Source organism: Shinella sp. M31 (assembly GCF_049199205.1).
Classification (GTDB): Bacteria; Pseudomonadota; Alphaproteobacteria; order Rhizobiales; family Rhizobiaceae; genus Shinella.
On the sequence record NZ_JBLZPH010000083.1, the window covers coordinates 70,399 to 88,470 of the forward strand.

The window sequence follows — 18,072 nt, forward strand, 5'->3', positions numbered from 1 at the left end:
GCGGTTTTTTATTCGGTGATCGTGCGCCGCGTCGCCTGCCGTAACGTGATGGCCGTAAGGACAAGCAGTAGCCCGTCCGCCGCCGGCATGGCGAACCAGATGCCTCCTTCACCAAACAGCATGGTCAGGGCCAGCACCAGCGGCATGGTGAAGAGATAGGGCTTTGCGAGGCTCAGCAGGGCCGCGCGTTTGGCATCGCCGATTGCCTGAAAGGAACCGGCAATGACCATGAGTGGGCCGGAGACGATGTAGAGCGCGGCCATGATCGGCATGATGCGGCTGACGGCAGCGATGACGGATGCATCCGCGACGAACAGGCTGGCGATATGGCCGGGCACGGCGACGAGCAGGATCTCGATGCCGAGGCAATAGACGAGCACGGCGGCGAGGCCCAGGCGCAGCACCACATTGGCGCGTTGCTTGAGACCAGCGCCATGGTTGTTGCCGAGGATTGTCTGCACGGCCTGGCTCATGCCGAGCAGCGGCAGATAGGCGAAGGTCAGGATGCGAGTGACGATGCCGTAGGCCGTGACCAGGGTTTCATAGGTGCTGCCTGCCGAGATTTGCAGGGCGGCGATGACGGCAGCGGACACAAGCGCAAGGCCGATAAAGCCGAGGCTTTGCGGCGCGCCGAGCGCGAGGATGTCTCGTATCGATTCGGACAGGCGGGATGGTTTGCCCATGATGTCTGCAAGGCGCAGGTTCGTTTTGCCGACAGTCCTGAACACCACGAGAATGCCGAGCGCCAAAATTTGCGCCAGCACGGTTCCGAGCGCGGAGCCGGTGACGCCGAGGTTGAGCTCCACGATCAGGATGTAGTTGAAGGCGAGGTTGGCGAGCGAGATGAAAAGGCTCGCCAGCGCCATCAGCCCGACGCGACCCTCGCAGCGAAGTGCGTCGACATTGACGGCCAGCAGCAATTGGAGCGGTGAAAAGAAAACGACGATTGCGATATAGCGATAGGCCAGCGTTTCGAGCACCGGTGCGCCATTGGCGATGGCGGCGATGAGGGCGGGACCAACGGCGAGGAAGGCCAGGATGAAGGCCGCGCCGATGGCCAGCGCCAGCCAGTGGGCGGCGGCAAAGGCATTGCGTGCCGCCGGCAGATCGCCTGCACCGAGGCGGCGGGCGAGCAGGCTTGCCATGCCGCTGCCGACGAGCGTGGCGAGTGCCACCAGCAGCATGAAGACGGGAAAGACCGCCGTGACGGCAGCGACGGCCTTCGGCCCGGCATAGAGGCCGAGCATCACGGCATCCATGACGGTCAAAAGCCCGTTCATGCTCATGACGAAGACGATGGGTGCTGCCGTCCTGGCGAAAAGCGCACCGAGCGGCGCGGTCAGAATGGGTTGGAATGGTCTTGCGACATCCCGCTCTCCTCCTATGCATTCCGATGAGAGGGAGGGGCTCGCATTGCCTGCCGCACGAAATGCTTCGAGGGTCGGGGTCGTCCAAGATCAGATTTCACCGGGACTTTCGTCTGCGAGCGGCAGGTATCTGAAACCTTGGAGTGCTCGTTACCGATGTGGCGCGATGGCGTCAAGCCGCAAGGGCGAAGGCCCGGCACGGTGGCCGGGCCTTGCGGACCTATTCGGCAGCCTGCGGCAGCGGGCAGACGCCGTCGTCGCAATCCTCTCCGGCAAGCGAGCGCTGGCCGAGTGCGATGGTCAAGGCGGCGCTGGCGCCGGCGACGACGGAGACCCAGAAGCCGTGGTGCGGGCCGAATGTATCGACCGCCCAGCCGGCGACGAAGGCGCCCAGCGCCATGCCGATGCCGATACCGGTCGTGACCCAGGTAACGCCCTCCGTCAGCATCGCCTCGGGCACGCGGCGCTCGACGATGCCGAAAGCGGTGATGAAGGTGGGCGAGATGGCGACACCGCTGACGAAGACTGCGATGGCGAGCATCGGCACCGAGCCGGCGAAGGGCAGCGGCAGGGCGGTGAGCGCCAGAACGCTGACGGCGATCATCAGTTGCTTCTGCAGCGCCAGCTTCGGGTTCAACGCGCCGAGCACGAGGCCGACGACGAAGGAGCCGATGGCGTAGACGCCGATGACCAGGCTTGCGGCATTCGGCTGGCCGAGATCCTTGGTGATGGCGACCGCGCTGACTTCGGCCGTGGCGAAGGTGGCGCCGACGAAGACGAGGGCGAGCGTGATGATCTGGATCGGACGCAGGCGGATTGCGGATTTCTGCGGCGCGCTGCCGACGACATGGCGGACGGTAGGTTCCGTTGCCCGTTGCAGCACGAAAGCAAGGGTGCCGAGCGCCAGGAAGGCCGTGCTGATCAGCATGCCAGCCTCCGGGAAGAGCGCGACGGCAAGGCCGACCGACAGCGACGCGCCGGCAATATAGACGAGCTCGTCGGCCGCCGATTCGAAGGCGAAGGCGGTGTTGAGTTCTGGACGGTCGCGGAAAAGCTCGGTCCAGCGGGCGCGCAGCATGGCGGGCATGCTGGGCATGGCAGCGGCAAGCAGCGCGGAGGCAAACAGCGTCCAGATCGGCCAGCCCTGGTTTGCCGCGGCAATCAGCGTGAGGAAGGCGACGACGGAGACGATAGTGGTTGGCGTCAGCACGGCCGACTGGCCGTAGCGGTCGACCGCGCGGGAGATTTGCGGGGCGATGAGGGCGTTGGTCAGCGCATAGGTCGCCGAAACGGCGCCGGCGAGCCAGTATTCACCATGGGTCTGCGACAGCATGGCGACGATGCCGATCGGCGCCATGGCGATGGGAAGGCGGGCGAGGAAGCCGGCGGCGGAGAACCCCTTGGTTCCCGGTACGCTGAAAATTTCCTTGTACGGGTTGGACATGGCCTGCTCCTGTAAACGGGCGGTTCCACCACTTACATACGTGGCGTATGTTTAGGAAATAGTTGCATACGAGGCGTATGTCAAATAAAATACGCGACGTATGTGAATAGGAGATGCCATGCGCAAGCCGCGCGAGGAAATGATCGCCGAAACAAGGGCAAAGCTGATCGCCGCCGGCCGCCAGGCCTTCGGCGCCGTCGGCTATGCCGATGCATCCATGGATGATTTTACCGCAAGCGCCGGGCTGACGCGCGGCGCGCTCTACCATCATTTCGGCGACAAGAAGGGGCTGCTCCAGGCCGTGATGGGTGAAATCGATTCGGAAATGACGGTGCGGCTCAATCGCATCTCGGCGGCCGCGCCCAACCGCTGGCAGGGTTTTGTCGACGAGTGCGTCGCCTATATCGAAATGGCGCTGGAGCCGGAAATCCAGCGCATCATGTTCCGCGACGGGCCGGCGGTGCTGGGCGACGTCTCGCAATGGCCGACGAGCCGCGGCTGTATCGCCGCACTCAGCCGCAGCATCGACCAGCTGAAGGCGGCGGGAACGATGGCCGAGATCGACACCGAAGCCGCCGCCCGCTTGATCAACGGCGCCAGCAGCCATGCGGCGCTTTGGATCGCCAACTCGGACGATCCGGAAGACACCTCGAAGCGTGCGGTGCGCGGCTTCCGAACCGTGCTGGACGGCCTGCGCGCGAAAGCGTGAGGCCCGTCAGGAGCCCGCCGAAGCTTCCTTGAGTTCGGAGGCATTGGTGCCGATCGTCATCGTGTTGCCGCGCCAGTCGATGGTGCCGCCGATCCAGGCGCGCAGCCAGATGGCCGGCATCATCATATCGCGCGCCATCATCGCCGGCACGGACCAGCGCGACAGATGCCAGCCCTTGGCGCGCGCCAGGGCGAGTTCCGGCAGGTAGATGCCGGCAAGCACCATGAAGACGGTCGGCAGGAGCGTCAGGTCGCCCAGCGCGACGGCGGCGAGCGCAAGCAGCAAGGGCGGCAGCACGCCCAGCAGAATTTCCGGCGCGAAGAAGCTCGGAAAGGTGACTCGGCGCAGGCGCGACCAGCGGGCCTGGCGTGACCAAATCTCCTGTTCGGTGCGGTGGCCGAGCGGCTGCTCGAACGGGGCGGAGACGAGATGGACTTTCAGGCCGAGCCGGTTCACCAGCTTGGTAGAGGCGGCGTCTTCGGCGATCTCTGCATTCAGCGCATGGATGCCGCCGTTCGCATCGAGCATCGGCTTGTACCACAGCATGCTCTTGCCCTGCGCGAAGCCCAGCCCGAGGGCCTCGCCGGCATATTGCCAGCGCGCCTGCTGGGTATTGAGGAACATGCATTCCACCTCCGCCCAGAAACCCTCCGGCCGCGAGCCGAGCGGCGTGGAGCAGACGAGGCCGGAATCACTGCGCCAGCTGCCCATGAGATGCTGGATGTAGTCGGGCGGCATCAGCACGTTGGAATCGGCAAGGATCACCCAATCGTATTGCGCGGCCTGCCAGCCCTTCACGCAATTGTTGAGTTTCGGATTGGCGCTGATGCGGTCGTCGCCGATGAGGATGCGCATCGCGATTTCGGGATGGGCGGCGGCGGTCTTTTCGATGAGCGGGATGATCGGATCGTTGCCGTGGGCGACGCAGAACAGCAGCTCATAACGCGGCCAGGAGAGACGGAAGGCCCGCTCCAGCGTTTCGCCGGTAAAATTCTCGATGCCTCGGACGGGAATGACGATGGAGACCGGCGGCTTCTTGCGCAGGTCCGGCGGCGGTGCGCCCAGGGCATCCAGCCGTCTGCCGGCAATGAGGATGCTCGCGAGATTGGTCGCGATGAGAGCGCCCGAAGCAAGGGCGAAGGCCTGGGCCATGTCCATTCACGCAGTCTCCGAAAGGCGCCACGATTTCAGGCGGCGGCGGGGGTGCATTCACGCGCGAAGGAACACCATTGTCATATGACAGGGGAATGACGGCAGGATGTCGAGACGTTTACGGAAGGGGAAGACCCCTCTCTAAGTCCCTCCCCACAAAGGGGGAGGGACTTATCTTGCGGCACACTCGGCGGACAGGATTTGCAGGAAAAGCAAGCTGCTAGCCTTCCCGACTTATGGGGGCGATGCCGGCAGGCAGAGAGGATCTTTGGGCTTAAAGGCTTCCCGCTCAGGCGAGGTATTCCGCCGTCGTCGTGACCTTGCCGTAGCCGAATTCCAGCGCCGACATGATGGTGGCGTGCACCTGGGCGGCCGGCACGACCGAATCGCCGAAAGCCTTGTCGCGCGTGGCGCAGGCATCGTGCACCACCGTCAGGTCATAACCGAGATCGGCGGCGGCGCGGGCGGTGGCGTCGATGCAGACGTCGCTCATTGCTCCCAGAACGACGACCTCGTTGATGCCGCCGGCCTTCAGCGTGTCCTGAAGGACGGTGTCGCGGAAGGAGTTGGGGTAGTTCTTGATGACGACGGCATCTCCAGCCTCCGGCTTCACCGCGGCAATCGGCTCGATGCCATCCGTATTCGGCGCAAAGAGCGGCGAATCGGCTTCCAGCGAGACGTGATGGACATGGACGATCGCGTCGCCGCGGCTGCGGGCGGCCGCGACGACGCGGGCGGCGTTGTCGGCGGCGGCGTCGATGCCTTCGAGTGCGAAGCTGCCGGTGGCGAGATAATCCTTCTGGAGATCGACAATGATGACGGCGCGTTTGCTCATGGAAAAATCCTTCCTCGTTGGTGTCATGGACATTCTTCCTCCATCCTGCCATCTCTCGCCATTGGCGATACCGACATAATCAAGGGTGAAAGTGACATGGTCTCCTCAGCCGAAATCGGAGTGGTGATCTATCCCGGCGCGCAGATGGCGGCCGTGCTGGGCATGACGGACCTCTTCAATTCGGCGACCCATATGGCGCAGAGGAAATGCGGGGCGGGCGCGAAGATCCGCGTCAGCCATTGGCGGCTGGAGGACGGCAAGCCGGTCAGGACGGATGCCAGCGCAACGCCGGATACGGCAGCGCGGCCGGCCGTGCTGGTGCTGCCACCGGCGCTTGGCGATCCGATCCTGTGCGAGGAGGCGGCGCCCTTTGCCGTCTGGCTGCGCGATTGCCACGCGTCGGGCATCCAGCTCGCCTCGATCTGCGCCGGGGCCTTCCTGCTTGGCGAGACAGGCCTGCTTTCCGGCCGCACGATCACCACCAACTGGGTTATCGCCGAAACCTTCGAGGTGCGCTTTCCCGACGTGACCGTCGATACGGACCGCCTGCTCAGCGAGGACGGCGATATCGTCACGGCCGGCGGCGTGATGGCCTGGGTCGATCTCGGGCTGAAACTGATCGACCGCTTTCTCGGGCCGACGATCATGCTGGAGGTTGCCCGGCAGTTCGTCGTCGATCCGCCCGGCCGCGAGCAGCGCTATTACAGCACCTTCTCGCCGCGCCTGCTGCATGGCGATGCGGCCATTCTGAAAGTGCAGCATTTCCTTCAGGCAAACGAGGCGCGGGAAACCGCGATCGATGTGCTGGCCGCGCAGGCAGGGCTGGAGGAGCGGACGTTTCTGCGGCGCTTCCGCAAGGCGACGGGGCTGACGACCTCGGATTACTGCCAGCGGCTGCGCGTCGCCAAGGCGCAGGAGCTGCTGCAGTTCACCACACGCTCGGTGGACAGCGTCGCGGTGGATGTCGGCTACAACGATCCCGGTGCCTTCCGGAAAGTCTTTGCCCGCATCGTCGGGCTGACGCCTGGCGAGTATCGCAAGCGCTTCCGGTCCTGATCATTCAGGCCGCGTGCGGTTGCGCACCACAGTGACGGTGCAGGGCGCATGCGCCGCCACCTCGCCGGAGACGCTGCCGAGCATCGAGCGCATGGCCGATTCGGCGCGTGCGCCCATCACGATATGGTCGACATGGTTTTCGCGGGCATAGGCGAGGATGGCATCGGCCGGCGAAACGGCCTCCAGCACATGGAAGGTAATGCCGCCGCCGGGTGTCGGCAGGCCCGTCGACCAGGTTCGCAGTTCCACCAGCCGCATGACATGCTTGTTGCGGCCTTCCTCGTCGAGCGAGGTATCGAGCGCAATGCGATTGATCTTCAGCACGTTGAGGCAGGCGATGCGGGCGTCCGGCGTGTTTTCGATGATGCGCGCGACCGTTCGGCGCTTCGCCTCGTCCAGCTCCGGCGTGCTGTTCGAAAGGTTGATCGCGACGGCGACGATCGGCGCATTGGCAAGCTGTGCTTCCGCCGTCTGCGGCTTCACGGTCTCGATCGGCACCGGATTGAAGCGACGGCGCAGCACGGTGCCGAAGGTGTCACGCTTCATCTTCTCCGCCCGTGTGGTGAGCTTGACGGCGGACAGGTCCTGCAGGTCGAGCGTGAGCTGTGCCGCACTCGGATAGCGCCATGCGGGGTTTACCTCCAGGCAGCGCAGGATGATTTCCTGTAGCGCGAGTGGGATTGCGCCATTGCGGGCGCGGGGTGGCAGCGGATCGCGCCAGAGCCGGCGTTTCAGGCCCTTGAGCCGCTGCGGATCGCCGAAGGGGCGCTCGCCGGTCGCGAAGAAATAGAGCATGACGCCGAGCGCGAAGAGGTCGCTGCGGAAATCGCTGCGCGTGCCGAGCACCTGTTCGGGCGCCATATAGGGCGCGGTGCCGTAGGGCAGACGGAACTGCTCGTCCATCAGGTCCGGCAGGTGGATGTGGCGGGCAAGGCCATAGTCGATCAGCACGGCCTCGCCGCTTTCGCGGAACATCACATTGGAGGGCTTGAGATCGAGATGCACGACATGCTGCCGGTGCAGCGAATCGAGCGCGACCGCGACCTTTGCGCCGATGGCGGCGACCTCCTCGGGCGACAGCGGCAGGCGTTCGAGCAGCGGATAGAGCGATGTGCCGGGCAGGCGCTTCATGACGATATAGGGCAGGGTGGCAAAATCGCCGTTGGCGACGAAGCGCGGCACATGCGGGCCGGTAAGGCGCGGGAGGATCATCTGCTCCATCTCGAAGCCGACGATGGCTGCGGGATCGTCGCCCTCGCCGATGACCGGCACCTTCATCAGGATCGGGCAATCGATATCCGGGCGGGAAACCTGCCAGATGCGCGCCATGCCGCCATTGTGCGCGATGGCCTCGATGAGGAAACCGTCGATCACGTCGCCGGGTTTCAGCCGTCCCGTCACCATCAGCGGCCCTCGAACAATCGCTCGGCCAGCGAGACGGGCAGGTCGGCGGCGCGAATCTTGCCCGCAGCCGTCGCGATATCATAGGCGGCGCGCAGGAAACGCAGCTCGGCGCTCTCCGTGTCGTAGAGCGCGAAGGCGGCGCAGGGATTGCCGTCGCGCGGCTGGCCGACGGCGCCCATCACGGCAAGCCAGCGGCGCTGCGGCAGAAGCGGCACGGGCGTCGCCGCCACCGGGCGGAAATGCGTGACCTTTCCGCCGGGGGCCGTGCAGTAGAGCGCCGGCTTGTGCACGTGGCCGCAGAAGCTGACCCGCGCCTCGCAGGCACCGAGATGCAGGCCGGCATCGCTGGCATCGAGCACATAATTCCAGTCGGAAGGTGCGCTGGCATCCGCATGCACGAAGAGGCAATCGCCCTCGCGTGCCTTGAGCGGCAGGGCGGCGAGGAAGGCGCGGGCATCGGCGCCCAGCTGCCGGCGCGTCCATTCGAGCGCCATCGTCGCGGTCGGGTTCATGGTGACGGAGGCATTGGAGATGGCGTCGTCATGGTTGCCGCGCAGCACGATCGCGCCTGATTCCGCCAGCGACTTTGCCATCTCGACACACCATTCGGGATCCGCGCCATAGCCGACGATATCGCCGAGCACGATGAAGCGCTCCGCGCCGGCGGCCTGCGCTGTCGCCAGCACCGCCTCGAAGGCTTCGCGGTTGCCGTGGATATCGGAGAGAATGGCGAGCAGCATGGGCGTCCTGATGGTTGCAGGTGCCGAGCATAGCGCGCCTTGCCGCATGCTGCCATTCAACGGAAGAGGAATATCACGCAGCCGAATCGCGTTCGGTCACGGCTTTTCGAAGGCAAAAAGATCCGCATCGGCATCGCCTTGGCCGGCAATGTCGGCGGAGACGATTTCGGCAGCGATCTGGCTGAAGGTGATGCCGTTGCCGCCAAACCCCATGACGGCGAAGACGTTTGGATGCTTCGGCACCCGGCCGATCAGCGGCAGGCCGGTGCGGGTAATGCCGAAGGGCGCTGCCCAGACGTGATCCGGCTCCGGCAGCGTGACGCCGAGCAGGGCGCCGGCCTTTCGCCGGATGGTTTTGGCCTTTTGCCGGAGCTTCGTGGCCGAGGCATAGGCATCCTCGCTGGCCTCGTCCTCGCCGCCGGCGATCAGCCGTCCGTCGCGCGTGCGGCGCAGATAGAGATAGGGATCGGCCCCTTCCCAGATGATGCACTCCTTGAGCCAGTCCGGCAGGGTCGTATCGGGTGGCGTGGAGAGCGCCCAGGTGGAGACGATGGCGTGGTTTTCGTTGGCGACGGCTTCGTGAAATTCGTAGCCGGAGCAGAAGACGGCATGGCGGGCCGCGAGGATCCGGCCATCAGACGTTGCGAGAAAGACTTCGTCGGCCGTCGCGTGGAGATCGGTGATCTCCAGCGGGCTGACCACCTCGACGCCCCGTCCCATCGCCGCACGCAGGATGCCGGCGGCCATCTGGGCGGGATTGGCGGAAGCGGAGATGTCGCTGAGGATCGCGCCGGTGCGATCCAGACCGAAACGCTCGGCAAGCGTCGCGGCATCGAGGAAATCCGATTCGATCGCCGCCGCATGGCGGGCTCCCACTTCCGACCGCAGCGCGCGCTGGCCGTAGGCGTCGCCGGCGAGAAACAGGGTTTTCTTGCGCTCGAAGCCGCAGGAAATTCCAAGGTCGGTGACGATCTGCGAGAGTTCTTCCACCGCGCGGGCGGAGCGTTGCCAGGCGCGGCGGGCATTGGCCTCGCCGATCATGTCCGCCAGCCTGTGCAGGGGAATATCGATCTCATGCTGGATCATCGCGGTGCTGGCGAGCGTGCTGCCATGCACGGGCTTGCGCCGGTCGACGACGAGCACGCGGCGCTTTCCGTCCGCCAGCGCGTGCGCCATCAGTGCCCCGGAAATGCCGGCGCCGATGATGATGACGTCGTAATCGCGCGCGGTGGGCGCTTGATGCAGGCGAAGCGACAGGCGTGGCGTGTCGGCCCAAAGCGGGCGGGATGCGTGCAGGGCGCGCTGGCGGGTGATGTCGCGGGAGGTGGGAATGGCGGGCTCCGGAGCAGAATGTCGGCTCGAAATGGCCGGGAGCGGGAAAAGTTCCCGCTATAGCCCGCCGACGCCATGCGCGCTTGCATTGCGGGCGGAAAGCATGCAAAGCACGGGGCGCCTGAAACACGACCGGATTTTTCGCCATGACCGTGCGTTCGAGAACGCCCCGCCCGATCGACCATCTGGTGCTGCCGGTGTCCGATCTCGGTGTTGCCCGTGACCGGCTGACGGCGCTCGGCTTCACCGTCGCCAAGGACGCCCGCCATCCCTTCGGTACGGAAAACTGTTGCGTCTTTCTGTCCGACGGCAGCTATCTGGAACCGCTCGGCATTGCCAATCGCGAGGAGTGCGAGGAAGCGGCACGCGAGGGCAACGCCTTCATCGCCCGCGACCAGGCCTTCCGGTTTCGCCGCGGCATCGAGGGCTTCTCCGGCATCGCCATGGCGACGAACGATGCCCTCGACGATAACAGGCGCTACGCGGCGGCCGGCCTTTCCGGCGGTTCGGTGCTCGAATTTTCCCGCGACATGCTGCTGCCCGACGGCACTTCGGCGACCGGCAGCTTCCGGCTCGCCTTCGCCGCCGACCTGCGCAGCCCCGATTTCTTCTTCTTCGCCTCGCAGCGCGTCCAGCCGCTGCCGTCCGACCGCAAGGCGCTGGAAACCCACGAGAACGGGGTTGTCGCGTTGGCCGAGGTCATCCTGTCGGAACAGAACCCGACCGATTTCCAGTATCTTGTGCAGGAGGCGGCCGACGAGCGCGAGGTCGAGGCGCTGTCCTTCGGCATGTCCGTCGAGACGCCGCGCGGCCGCATCACGGTTCTGAACGATGCGGGACTTGAAGGTTTCTACGGTATCGCGCCGGTGGCCGGTGCGGACCGCGGCCTCAAGGGGCGGGCGGTGGTGTTCAAGGTGGCGAGCCTTGATGCGTGTCAGCGCGCACTTACCTTACACGGCGTGACGTTCCAGATGCGTGAAAACCGTATCGTGGTGCCGCCGGCGCCCGGTCAGGGCGTCCATTTTGTCTTCGGAGAATAAGATGCAAACAAATTCGACCGTCATCGTCGGCGATGGGCCGAAGAAGGTCACCTTCTCGCAGACCGCGCGCTTCTCGCTGATCGCCGGCCCCTGCCAGATGGAAAGCCGCGACCATGCCTATATGATGGCCGGCGCGCTGGTCGAAATGACCGACAAGCTCGGCATCGGCCTCGTCTACAAGTCGTCCTTCGACAAGGCGAACCGCACCTCGCTTTCAGGCAAGCGCGGCATCGGCCTGGAGAAGGCGCTGGAAATCTTCGCCGACCTCAAGAAGGATTTCGGCTTTCCCGTCGTGACGGACATTCATACGGAAGAGCAGTGCGGCATCGTCGCCAAGACCGTCGACATGCTGCAGATCCCGGCCTTCCTGTCGCGCCAGACCGACCTGCTCGTCGCCGCCGCCAAGACCGGCCGCGTCATCAACGTCAAGAAGGGCCAGTTCCTTGCCCCCTGGGACATGAAGAACGTGCTGGCAAAATTCACCGACAGCGGCAACCCGAATGTCATGCTCTGTGAGCGTGGCGCTTCCTTCGGCTACAACACGCTGGTCTCTGACATGCGCTCGCTGCCGATCATGGCCTCGCTCGGCGCGCCCGTCGTCTTCGACGCGACCCATTCCGTGCAGCAGCCGGGCGGGCAGGGCGGTTCGTCCGGCGGTGACCGCAAGTTCGTCGAGACGCTGTCGCGCGCGGCGATTGCCGTCGGCATTGCCGGCCTCTTCGTCGAGACCCATGAGGATCCCGACAATGCGCCGTCCGATGGTCCCAACATGGTGCATCTGAAGGACATGCCGCGGCTTCTGGAAAAGCTGGTCGCCTTCGACGATATCGCCAAGGCATAAGACATTTCAAACGGATGACACGAAGGCGTGTCATCCGTTTTTTCTTGGGCGGCAACGCCATTGTAATTTCTGCATCGTCGATTAAAAGTGGATTTTAATCGATTAATAAACCCCGAACCAGGACGATATCCATGACTGCTATCATCGACATCATCGGCCGCGAGATTCTCGACAGCCGCGGCAACCCCACCGTCGAAGTGGACGTGCACCTCGAGGATGGCAGCTTCGGCCGCGCGGCCGTTCCCTCGGGCGCCTCGACCGGCGCGCACGAAGCCGTCGAACTGCGCGACGGCGGCAAGCGCTACCTCGGCAAGGGTGTCGAAAATGCCGTCGCCGCCGTCAACGGCGAAATCTTCGAAGCGATCGGCGGCCTCGAGGCTGAAGACCAGATCGCCGTCGACCAGACGATGATCGAGCTGGACGGCACACCGAACAAGGCCCGCCTCGGCGCCAACGCCATCCTCGGCGTGTCGCTCGCCGTCGCCAAGGCTGCTGCCGAAGCCGCCAACCTGCCGCTCTTCCGCTATGTCGGCGGCCCGAACGCCCGCGTCCTGCCGGTGCCGATGATGAACATCATCAATGGCGGCGCCCACGCCGACAACCCGATCGACTTCCAGGAATTCATGATCGTTCCCGTCGGCGCCGACAACATCCGCGACGCCGTGCGCATGGGCTCGGAAGTGTTCCACACGCTGAAGAAGCAGCTCGCTGCCGATGGCCACAACACGAACGTTGGTGATGAGGGCGGCTTCGCGCCGGGTCTCGCTTCGGCGCCGGCCGCACTCGACTTCATCATGAAGTCGATCGAGAAGGCCGGCTACCGTCCGGGCGAAGATATGCATATCGCGCTCGACTGCGCTTCGACCGAGTTCTTCAAGGATGGCAAGTACGTTCTGGAAGGCGAAGGCCGCACGCTGGAGCCGGAAGCCATGGCCGAATACCTGGCGGAGCTCGCCGCCAAGTATCCGATCTTCTCGATCGAGGACGGCATGGCCGAGGATGACTGGGACGGCTGGAAGTCGCTGACCGACAAGATCGGCAAAAAGGTGCAGCTCGTCGGCGACGACCTGTTCGTCACCAACTCGGCCCGCCTGCGCGACGGCATCAAGATGGGCGTTGCCAACTCGATCCTCGTCAAGGTCAACCAGATCGGCTCGCTGTCGGAAACGCTCGACGCCGTCGAGACTGCCCACAAGGCAAGCTATTCCGCCGTCATGTCGCACCGCTCGGGCGAGACGGAGGATTCGACGATTGCCGATCTGGCGGTCGCCACCAACTGCGGCCAGATCAAAACCGGCTCGCTTGCCCGCTCCGACCGTACCGCCAAGTACAACCAGCTGATCCGCATCGAGGAACTGCTGGGCGCCCAGGCCAAGTATGCCGGCCGTGGTATCCTGCGCGGCTGATCGAAAAACAGTTTTTCCGAAATGGCGAAACCCGCGTCGAGAGGCGCGGGTTTTGTTTTTTTAGGGTGTGAGCATAGGCGCTAACGGTATGCGCTATGCCTGCTTTTTCCATGCAGCATCTGTCGTGCGGCTTGAATCCTCGGCTCAAGGCCGAGGATGACGGAGGGGAGATCTGTGGGAGGAAGGCAGATTCGTGCGGATGAGAGAGGCAAGGTTCGCTCGGGTGATGATGAGGATGGAGGCGAAGGGCGAGGGACTTTTAATTGCGCTTTTCGGCATGCCATGCGGGTGCTTTAATCCCGTCGCCTCTCTTCTTTCGTCATCCTCGGGCTTGACCCGAGGATCCACGCTCCGAATGCCGCCTTGCTCCTTTCGTCCGCGCGTCGCAGGCTTTTTCCCGCCCCGCCCATCATGGTCAATGATCGGTTAACCCCTTGGCGCTAGTATAAAATCCGTATTGCGTATCGGGGCACGTGCATGTGGACCAAACATCATAAGAAGCGGAAATTCGGGCGGCTGACGCTGCCGGTAATTACAGTCGCATTCCTTTCCTACTTCGGTTATCATTCCATCCATGGCGACTTAGGTCTGCGCGGAATGGAGGATTTCGAGCGACAGAGAGTGGAACGGCAGGCGCGTCTGGACGTGCTCGTGCGGCAGCGCCAGATCCTGGAAAAAGAGGTAGCTCTGATGAGCGATGGTTCGCTCGAGCGTGACATGCTCGACGAGAAAGCGCGCTCTTATCTCAACATGTCCAGGGCCGACGAAATCGTCATTTTCCACTGATAAGGTCGATTAACCGAAATCAAGTTAATCGTAAATATGCCTTACTAATCAGTGGCTTGCCGAGAATATAAGCCATGCATTTATAGCATTGCTACGATGGGCATTCTTCCCTATGGTTTCGTCAAAAGGGCAAACATAGGGAGGAACCGATGGCTCCGCGTAAGATCGCGTCCACGTCCAGCCGCAAGATTGCGGCAAAGCCTGCGAAGAAAGACTTCAACGGCGGCACGATTGCCGACTTTTCCAAGGAAGACGACCTGAAAGCCTATCGCGAGATGCTGTTCATCCGGCGTTTCGAGGAAAAGGCCGGCCAGCTCTACGGCATGGGCTTCATCGGCGGCTTCTGTCATCTTTACATCGGCCAGGAAGCCGTCGTGGTCGGCATGCAGCTGGCGCTGAAGGAAGGCGACCAGGTTATCACCGGTTACCGCGACCACGGCCACATGCTGGCTTGCGGCATGAGCGCGCGCGGCGTGATGGCCGAACTGACCGGGCGTCGCAGCGGCCTTTCCAAGGGCAAGGGCGGCTCTATGCACATGTTCTCCAAGGAGAAGCATTTCTACGGCGGCCACGGCATCGTCGGCGGCCAGGTGTCGCTCGGCACGGGCCTTGCCTTCTCCAACCGCTATCGCGGCAATGACAACGTCTCGCTGACCTATTTTGGCGATGGCGCGGCCAACCAGGGCCAGGTCTACGAAAGCTTCAACATGGCCGCTCTCTGGAAGCTGCCTGTCATCTACATCATCGAGAACAACCGCTACGCCATGGGCACCTCGGTTTCGCGCGCCTCGGCCCAGACGAATTTCTCCGAGCGCGGCACCTCCTTCGGCATTCCGGGCTACCAGGTCGACGGCATGGACGTCCGCGCCGTGAAGGCTGCGGCCGACGAGGCCGTCGAGCACTGCCGCTCCGGCAAGGGCCCGATCATTCTCGAAATGCTGACCTACCGCTATCGCGGTCATTCGATGTCCGACCCGGCGAAGTACCGCTCGAAGGACGAAGTGCAGAAAATGCGCTCCGAGCATGACCCGATCGAGCAGGTGCGCGCGCGCCTTCTGGAAAAGGGCTGGGCCAGCGAAGACGATCTCAAGCAGATCGACAAGGACATCCGTGACATCGTCGCCGACAGCGCCGATTTCGCGCAGGCCGATCCGGAGCCGGATGCATCCGAACTCTACACCGACATCCTGCTGTAATCCGGGGAGGGACACCAATGCCAATCGAGATTCTCATGCCCGCCCTGTCTCCGACCATGGAAGAGGGTACGCTCTCCAAATGGGTCAAGAACGAGGGTGACACCGTCAAGTCCGGCGACGTGATCGCCGAAATCGAAACCGACAAGGCGACGATGGAAGTCGAAGCCGTCGATGAAGGCGTGATCGGCAAGATCCTGGTCGCTGCCGGCACCGAAGGCGTCAAGGTCAACACGGCCATTGCCGTGCTGCTGCAGGACGGCGAAAGCGGCGATGCGGTTGCGACCCCGAAGGCCGCCGCTGCCGAAAAGCCGGCGGAAGCGCCGGCATCGGCTGCTGCCGCACCGGCCGCCGCTGCCGCGCCCGTTCCGGCGCAGCCGAAGGGCGAAGTCGCCGCCGATCCGGATATTCCGACCGGCACCGAAATGGTAATGACGACCGTGCGCGAAGCGCTGCGCGACGCCATGGCCGAGGAAATGCGCCGCGACGCCGACGTGTTCGTCATGGGCGAAGAGGTGGCCGAGTACCAGGGCGCCTACAAGATCACCCAGGGCCTTCTGCAGGAATTCGGTGACCGCCGCGTCGTCGATACGCCGATCACCGAACACGGCTTTGCCGGCCTCGGCGTCGGCGCGGCGATGACGGGCCTGAAGCCCATCGTCGAGTTCATGACGTTCAACTTTGCCATGCAGGCGATCGACCACGTCATCAACTCCGCCGCCAAGACGCTCTACATGTCGGGCGGCCAGATGGGTGCCCCGATCGTCTTCCGCGGCCCGAACGGTGCTGCTGCCCGCGTTGGCGCCCAGCATTCGCAGTGCTATGCCGCCTGGTACAGCCACGTGCCCGGCCTCAAGGTCGTCATGCCCTATACGGCAGCCGACGCAAAGGGTCTTCTCAAGGCGGCGATCCGCGACCCGAACCCGGTCATCTTCCTTGAAAACGAAATCCTTTACGGCCAGAGCTTCGAAGTGCCGAAGATGGACGATTTCGTGCTGCCGATCGGTAAGGCGCGCATCCACAAGAAGGGCAACGACGTCACCGTCGTCTCCTTCGGTATCGGCATGACCTATGCTCTCAAGGCGATCGCGGAACTCGAGAAGGACGGCATCGACGTCGAACTGATCGATCTGCGCACCATCCGTCCGATGGACCTGCCGACGATCATCGAATCGGTCAAAAAGACCGGCCGCCTCGTCGTCGTGGAAGAAGGCTTCCCGCAGTCTTCCGTCGGCACCGAAATCGCGACCCGCGTCATGCAACAGGCCTTCGACTATCTCGATGCGCCGATCCTGACGATCGCCGGCAAGGACGTTCCGATGCCCTACGCCGCGAACCTCGAAAAGCTGGCGCTTCCGAACGTCGGCGAAGTCGTCCAGGCGGTCAAAACCGTCTGCTACAAATAAAGGGAGGGTTAGCGTATGCCGATCAACATTACGATGCCGGCCCTGTCCCCAACCATGGAAGAGGGCAATCTTGCCAAGTGGCTCGTCAAGGAAGGCGACACCGTGAAATCCGGTGACGTCATTGCCGAGATTGAGACCGACAAGGCGACGATGGAAGTCGAAGCCGTCGACGAGGGCGTCGTTGCCAAGCTCGTCGTTCCCGCCGGTACGGAAGGCGTGAAGGTCAACAGCCTGATCGCCATCCTCGCCGCCGATGGCGAAGATGTGTCCGCCGCCGCTGCGGGCGGCGGTTCGGCCGCTCCGAAGGCGGAAGCCAAGGCTGCCGAAGCACCGAAGGAAGCAGAAAAGCCGGCCGCCGCCGCTCCGGCTCCCGTTGCTGCCGCTCCTGCGGCCGCGCAAAACCATGGTGGCAATGGCCTGTTCTCCTCGCCGCTCGCCCGCCGCATCGCCAAGGACGCCGGCGTCGACATCAAGTCGGTCACCGGTTCCGGCCCGCATGGCCGCGTGGTGAAGGGTGACGTCGAGAAGGCGATTGCCTCCGGCGGTGCCAAGCCCGCCGCTGCCGTAGCGCCGGCTGCTGCTGCATCCGCCGCCCCCGCCGTTGCCCCCAAGGGCATGTCGGAAGAGGCCGTGCTCAAGCTGTTCGAGGCCGGTTCCTACGAGCTCGTGCCGCATGATGGCATGCGCAAGACCATCGCCAAGCGCCTGCAGGAATCCAAGCAGACGATCCCGCATTTCTACGTTTCCGTGGATGTCGAGCTCGATGCGCTTCTGGCCCTTCGTGCCCAGATCAACGGTTCCGCACCGGAGAAGGACGGCAAGCCGGCCTACAAGCTCTCGGTCAACGACATGGTCATCAAGGCCATGGCGCTTGCGCTGCGCGACGTGCCGGATGCCAACGTCTCCTGGACCGACACGAACATGGTCAAGCACAAGCACGCGGATGTCGGCGTCGCCGTCTCCATTCCGGGCGGCCTGATCACGCCGATCATCCGCAGCGCCGAACTGAAGAGCCTGTCGGCCATCTCCAACGAGATGAAGGACCTCGGCAAGCGCGCCAAGGAACGCAAGCTGAAGCCCGAAGAGTACCAGGGCGGCACGACGGCGGTCTCCAACATGGGCATGATGGGCGTTTCGAACTTCGCCGCCGTCGTCAACCCGCCGCATGCGACGATCCTGGCGGTCGGTGCAGGCACGGAGCGCGTCGTGGTCAAGAAGGGGCAGATGGTCATCGTCAACGCGATGACGGTCACGCTCTCCACCGACCATCGCTGCGTGGACGGTGCGCTCGGCGCCGAGCTGCTCGGGGCCTTCAAGCGCTATATCGAAAGCCCGATGGGGATGCTCGTCTGATAGCGGGG

Annotated in this window: 16 protein-coding genes; 9 read left to right on the plus strand and 7 right to left on the minus strand. The window is 64.0% G+C overall.

The window, feature by feature from the left end:
• Positions 1–8: 8 nt before the first annotated feature.
• Positions 9–1,385, minus strand: a complete 1,377-nt coding sequence (locus ACOZKU_RS14320) for an MATE family efflux transporter (RefSeq protein ID WP_421579509.1) — start codon at positions 1,383–1,385, stop codon at positions 9–11.
• Between the two features lie 202 nt (positions 1,386–1,587).
• Positions 1,588–2,811: an MFS transporter gene (locus tag ACOZKU_RS14325; RefSeq protein ID WP_421579444.1), complete on the minus strand. Its 1,224-nt coding sequence runs from the start codon at positions 2,809–2,811 to the stop codon at positions 1,588–1,590.
• Between the two features lie 118 nt (positions 2,812–2,929).
• On the opposite strand from ACOZKU_RS14325, the gene ACOZKU_RS14330 reads away from it, so the two are divergent.
• Positions 2,930–3,520: a TetR/AcrR family transcriptional regulator gene (locus tag ACOZKU_RS14330; RefSeq protein ID WP_421579445.1), complete on the plus strand. Its 591-nt coding sequence runs from the start codon at positions 2,930–2,932 to the stop codon at positions 3,518–3,520.
• Between the two features lie 6 nt (positions 3,521–3,526).
• Here the strand turns inward: ACOZKU_RS14330 and ACOZKU_RS14335 are convergent, their stop codons facing one another.
• Complete coding sequence (locus tag ACOZKU_RS14335) at positions 3,527–4,678, minus strand: ceramide glucosyltransferase (RefSeq protein WP_421579446.1); 1,152 nt, start codon at positions 4,676–4,678, stop codon at positions 3,527–3,529.
• Between the two features lie 283 nt (positions 4,679–4,961).
• Positions 4,962–5,507 (minus strand): isochorismatase family protein, encoded by a 546-nt coding sequence (locus ACOZKU_RS14340; protein ID WP_421579447.1) that lies wholly within the window; start codon positions 5,505–5,507, stop codon positions 4,962–4,964.
• Between the two features lie 96 nt (positions 5,508–5,603).
• Here ACOZKU_RS14340 and ACOZKU_RS14345 point away from each other — a divergent pair, with 96 nt between their 5' ends.
• Complete coding sequence (locus tag ACOZKU_RS14345; protein ID WP_421579448.1) at positions 5,604–6,563, plus strand: GlxA family transcriptional regulator; 960 nt, start codon at positions 5,604–5,606, stop codon at positions 6,561–6,563.
• Here ACOZKU_RS14345 and ACOZKU_RS14350 read toward each other — a convergent pair whose 3' ends face one another.
• From ACOZKU_RS14350 to ACOZKU_RS14360, 3 genes are all read right to left on the minus strand, one after another.
• The gene (locus ACOZKU_RS14350; protein ID WP_421579449.1) at positions 6,564–7,967 is read right to left on the minus strand and encodes a serine/threonine protein kinase; all 1,404 of its coding nucleotides are present in this window, start codon (positions 7,965–7,967) and stop codon (positions 6,564–6,566) included.
• Positions 7,967–8,707 (minus strand): metallophosphoesterase family protein, encoded by a 741-nt coding sequence (locus ACOZKU_RS14355; protein ID WP_421579450.1) that lies wholly within the window; start codon positions 8,705–8,707, stop codon positions 7,967–7,969. The genes ACOZKU_RS14350 and ACOZKU_RS14355 overlap by 1 nt, the downstream gene beginning before the upstream one ends.
• 96 nt (positions 8,708–8,803) lie before the next feature.
• On the minus strand, positions 8,804–10,039 hold the full coding sequence (locus ACOZKU_RS14360; RefSeq protein WP_421579510.1) for an NAD(P)/FAD-dependent oxidoreductase: 1,236 nt from the start codon (positions 10,037–10,039) through the stop codon (positions 8,804–8,806).
• A 146-nt stretch (positions 10,040–10,185) separates the two neighbouring features.
• Between ACOZKU_RS14360 and ACOZKU_RS14365 the strand changes: the two genes are divergently transcribed.
• From ACOZKU_RS14365 to ACOZKU_RS14395, 7 genes are all read left to right on the plus strand, one after another.
• Positions 10,186–11,079, plus strand: a complete 894-nt coding sequence (locus ACOZKU_RS14365; RefSeq protein WP_421579451.1) for a VOC family protein — start codon at positions 10,186–10,188, stop codon at positions 11,077–11,079.
• A gap of 1 nt (position 11,080) precedes the next feature.
• Positions 11,081–11,920 (plus strand): 3-deoxy-8-phosphooctulonate synthase, encoded by an 840-nt coding sequence (kdsA, locus tag ACOZKU_RS14370; protein WP_117371050.1) that lies wholly within the window; start codon positions 11,081–11,083, stop codon positions 11,918–11,920.
• A 131-nt stretch (positions 11,921–12,051) separates the two neighbouring features.
• On the plus strand, positions 12,052–13,326 hold the full coding sequence (eno, locus tag ACOZKU_RS14375) for a phosphopyruvate hydratase (protein ID WP_314094073.1): 1,275 nt from the start codon (positions 12,052–12,054) through the stop codon (positions 13,324–13,326).
• Positions 13,327–13,803: 477 nt separating this feature from the next.
• Positions 13,804–14,112 (plus strand): septum formation initiator family protein, encoded by a 309-nt coding sequence (locus ACOZKU_RS14380; protein ID WP_314094071.1) that lies wholly within the window; start codon positions 13,804–13,806, stop codon positions 14,110–14,112.
• 149 nt (positions 14,113–14,261) lie between these two features.
• On the plus strand, positions 14,262–15,308 hold the full coding sequence (pdhA, locus tag ACOZKU_RS14385) for a pyruvate dehydrogenase (acetyl-transferring) E1 component subunit alpha (protein WP_314094068.1): 1,047 nt from the start codon (positions 14,262–14,264) through the stop codon (positions 15,306–15,308).
• 17 nt (positions 15,309–15,325) lie between these two features.
• A complete protein-coding gene (locus tag ACOZKU_RS14390) occupies positions 15,326–16,711 on the plus strand; it encodes a pyruvate dehydrogenase complex E1 component subunit beta (protein WP_421579452.1) in 1,386 nt (461 codons plus the stop codon).
• 15 nt (positions 16,712–16,726) lie between these two features.
• Positions 16,727–18,064 (plus strand): pyruvate dehydrogenase complex dihydrolipoamide acetyltransferase, encoded by a 1,338-nt coding sequence (locus ACOZKU_RS14395; protein WP_421579453.1) that lies wholly within the window; start codon positions 16,727–16,729, stop codon positions 18,062–18,064.
• Positions 18,065–18,072 lie beyond the last annotated feature (8 nt).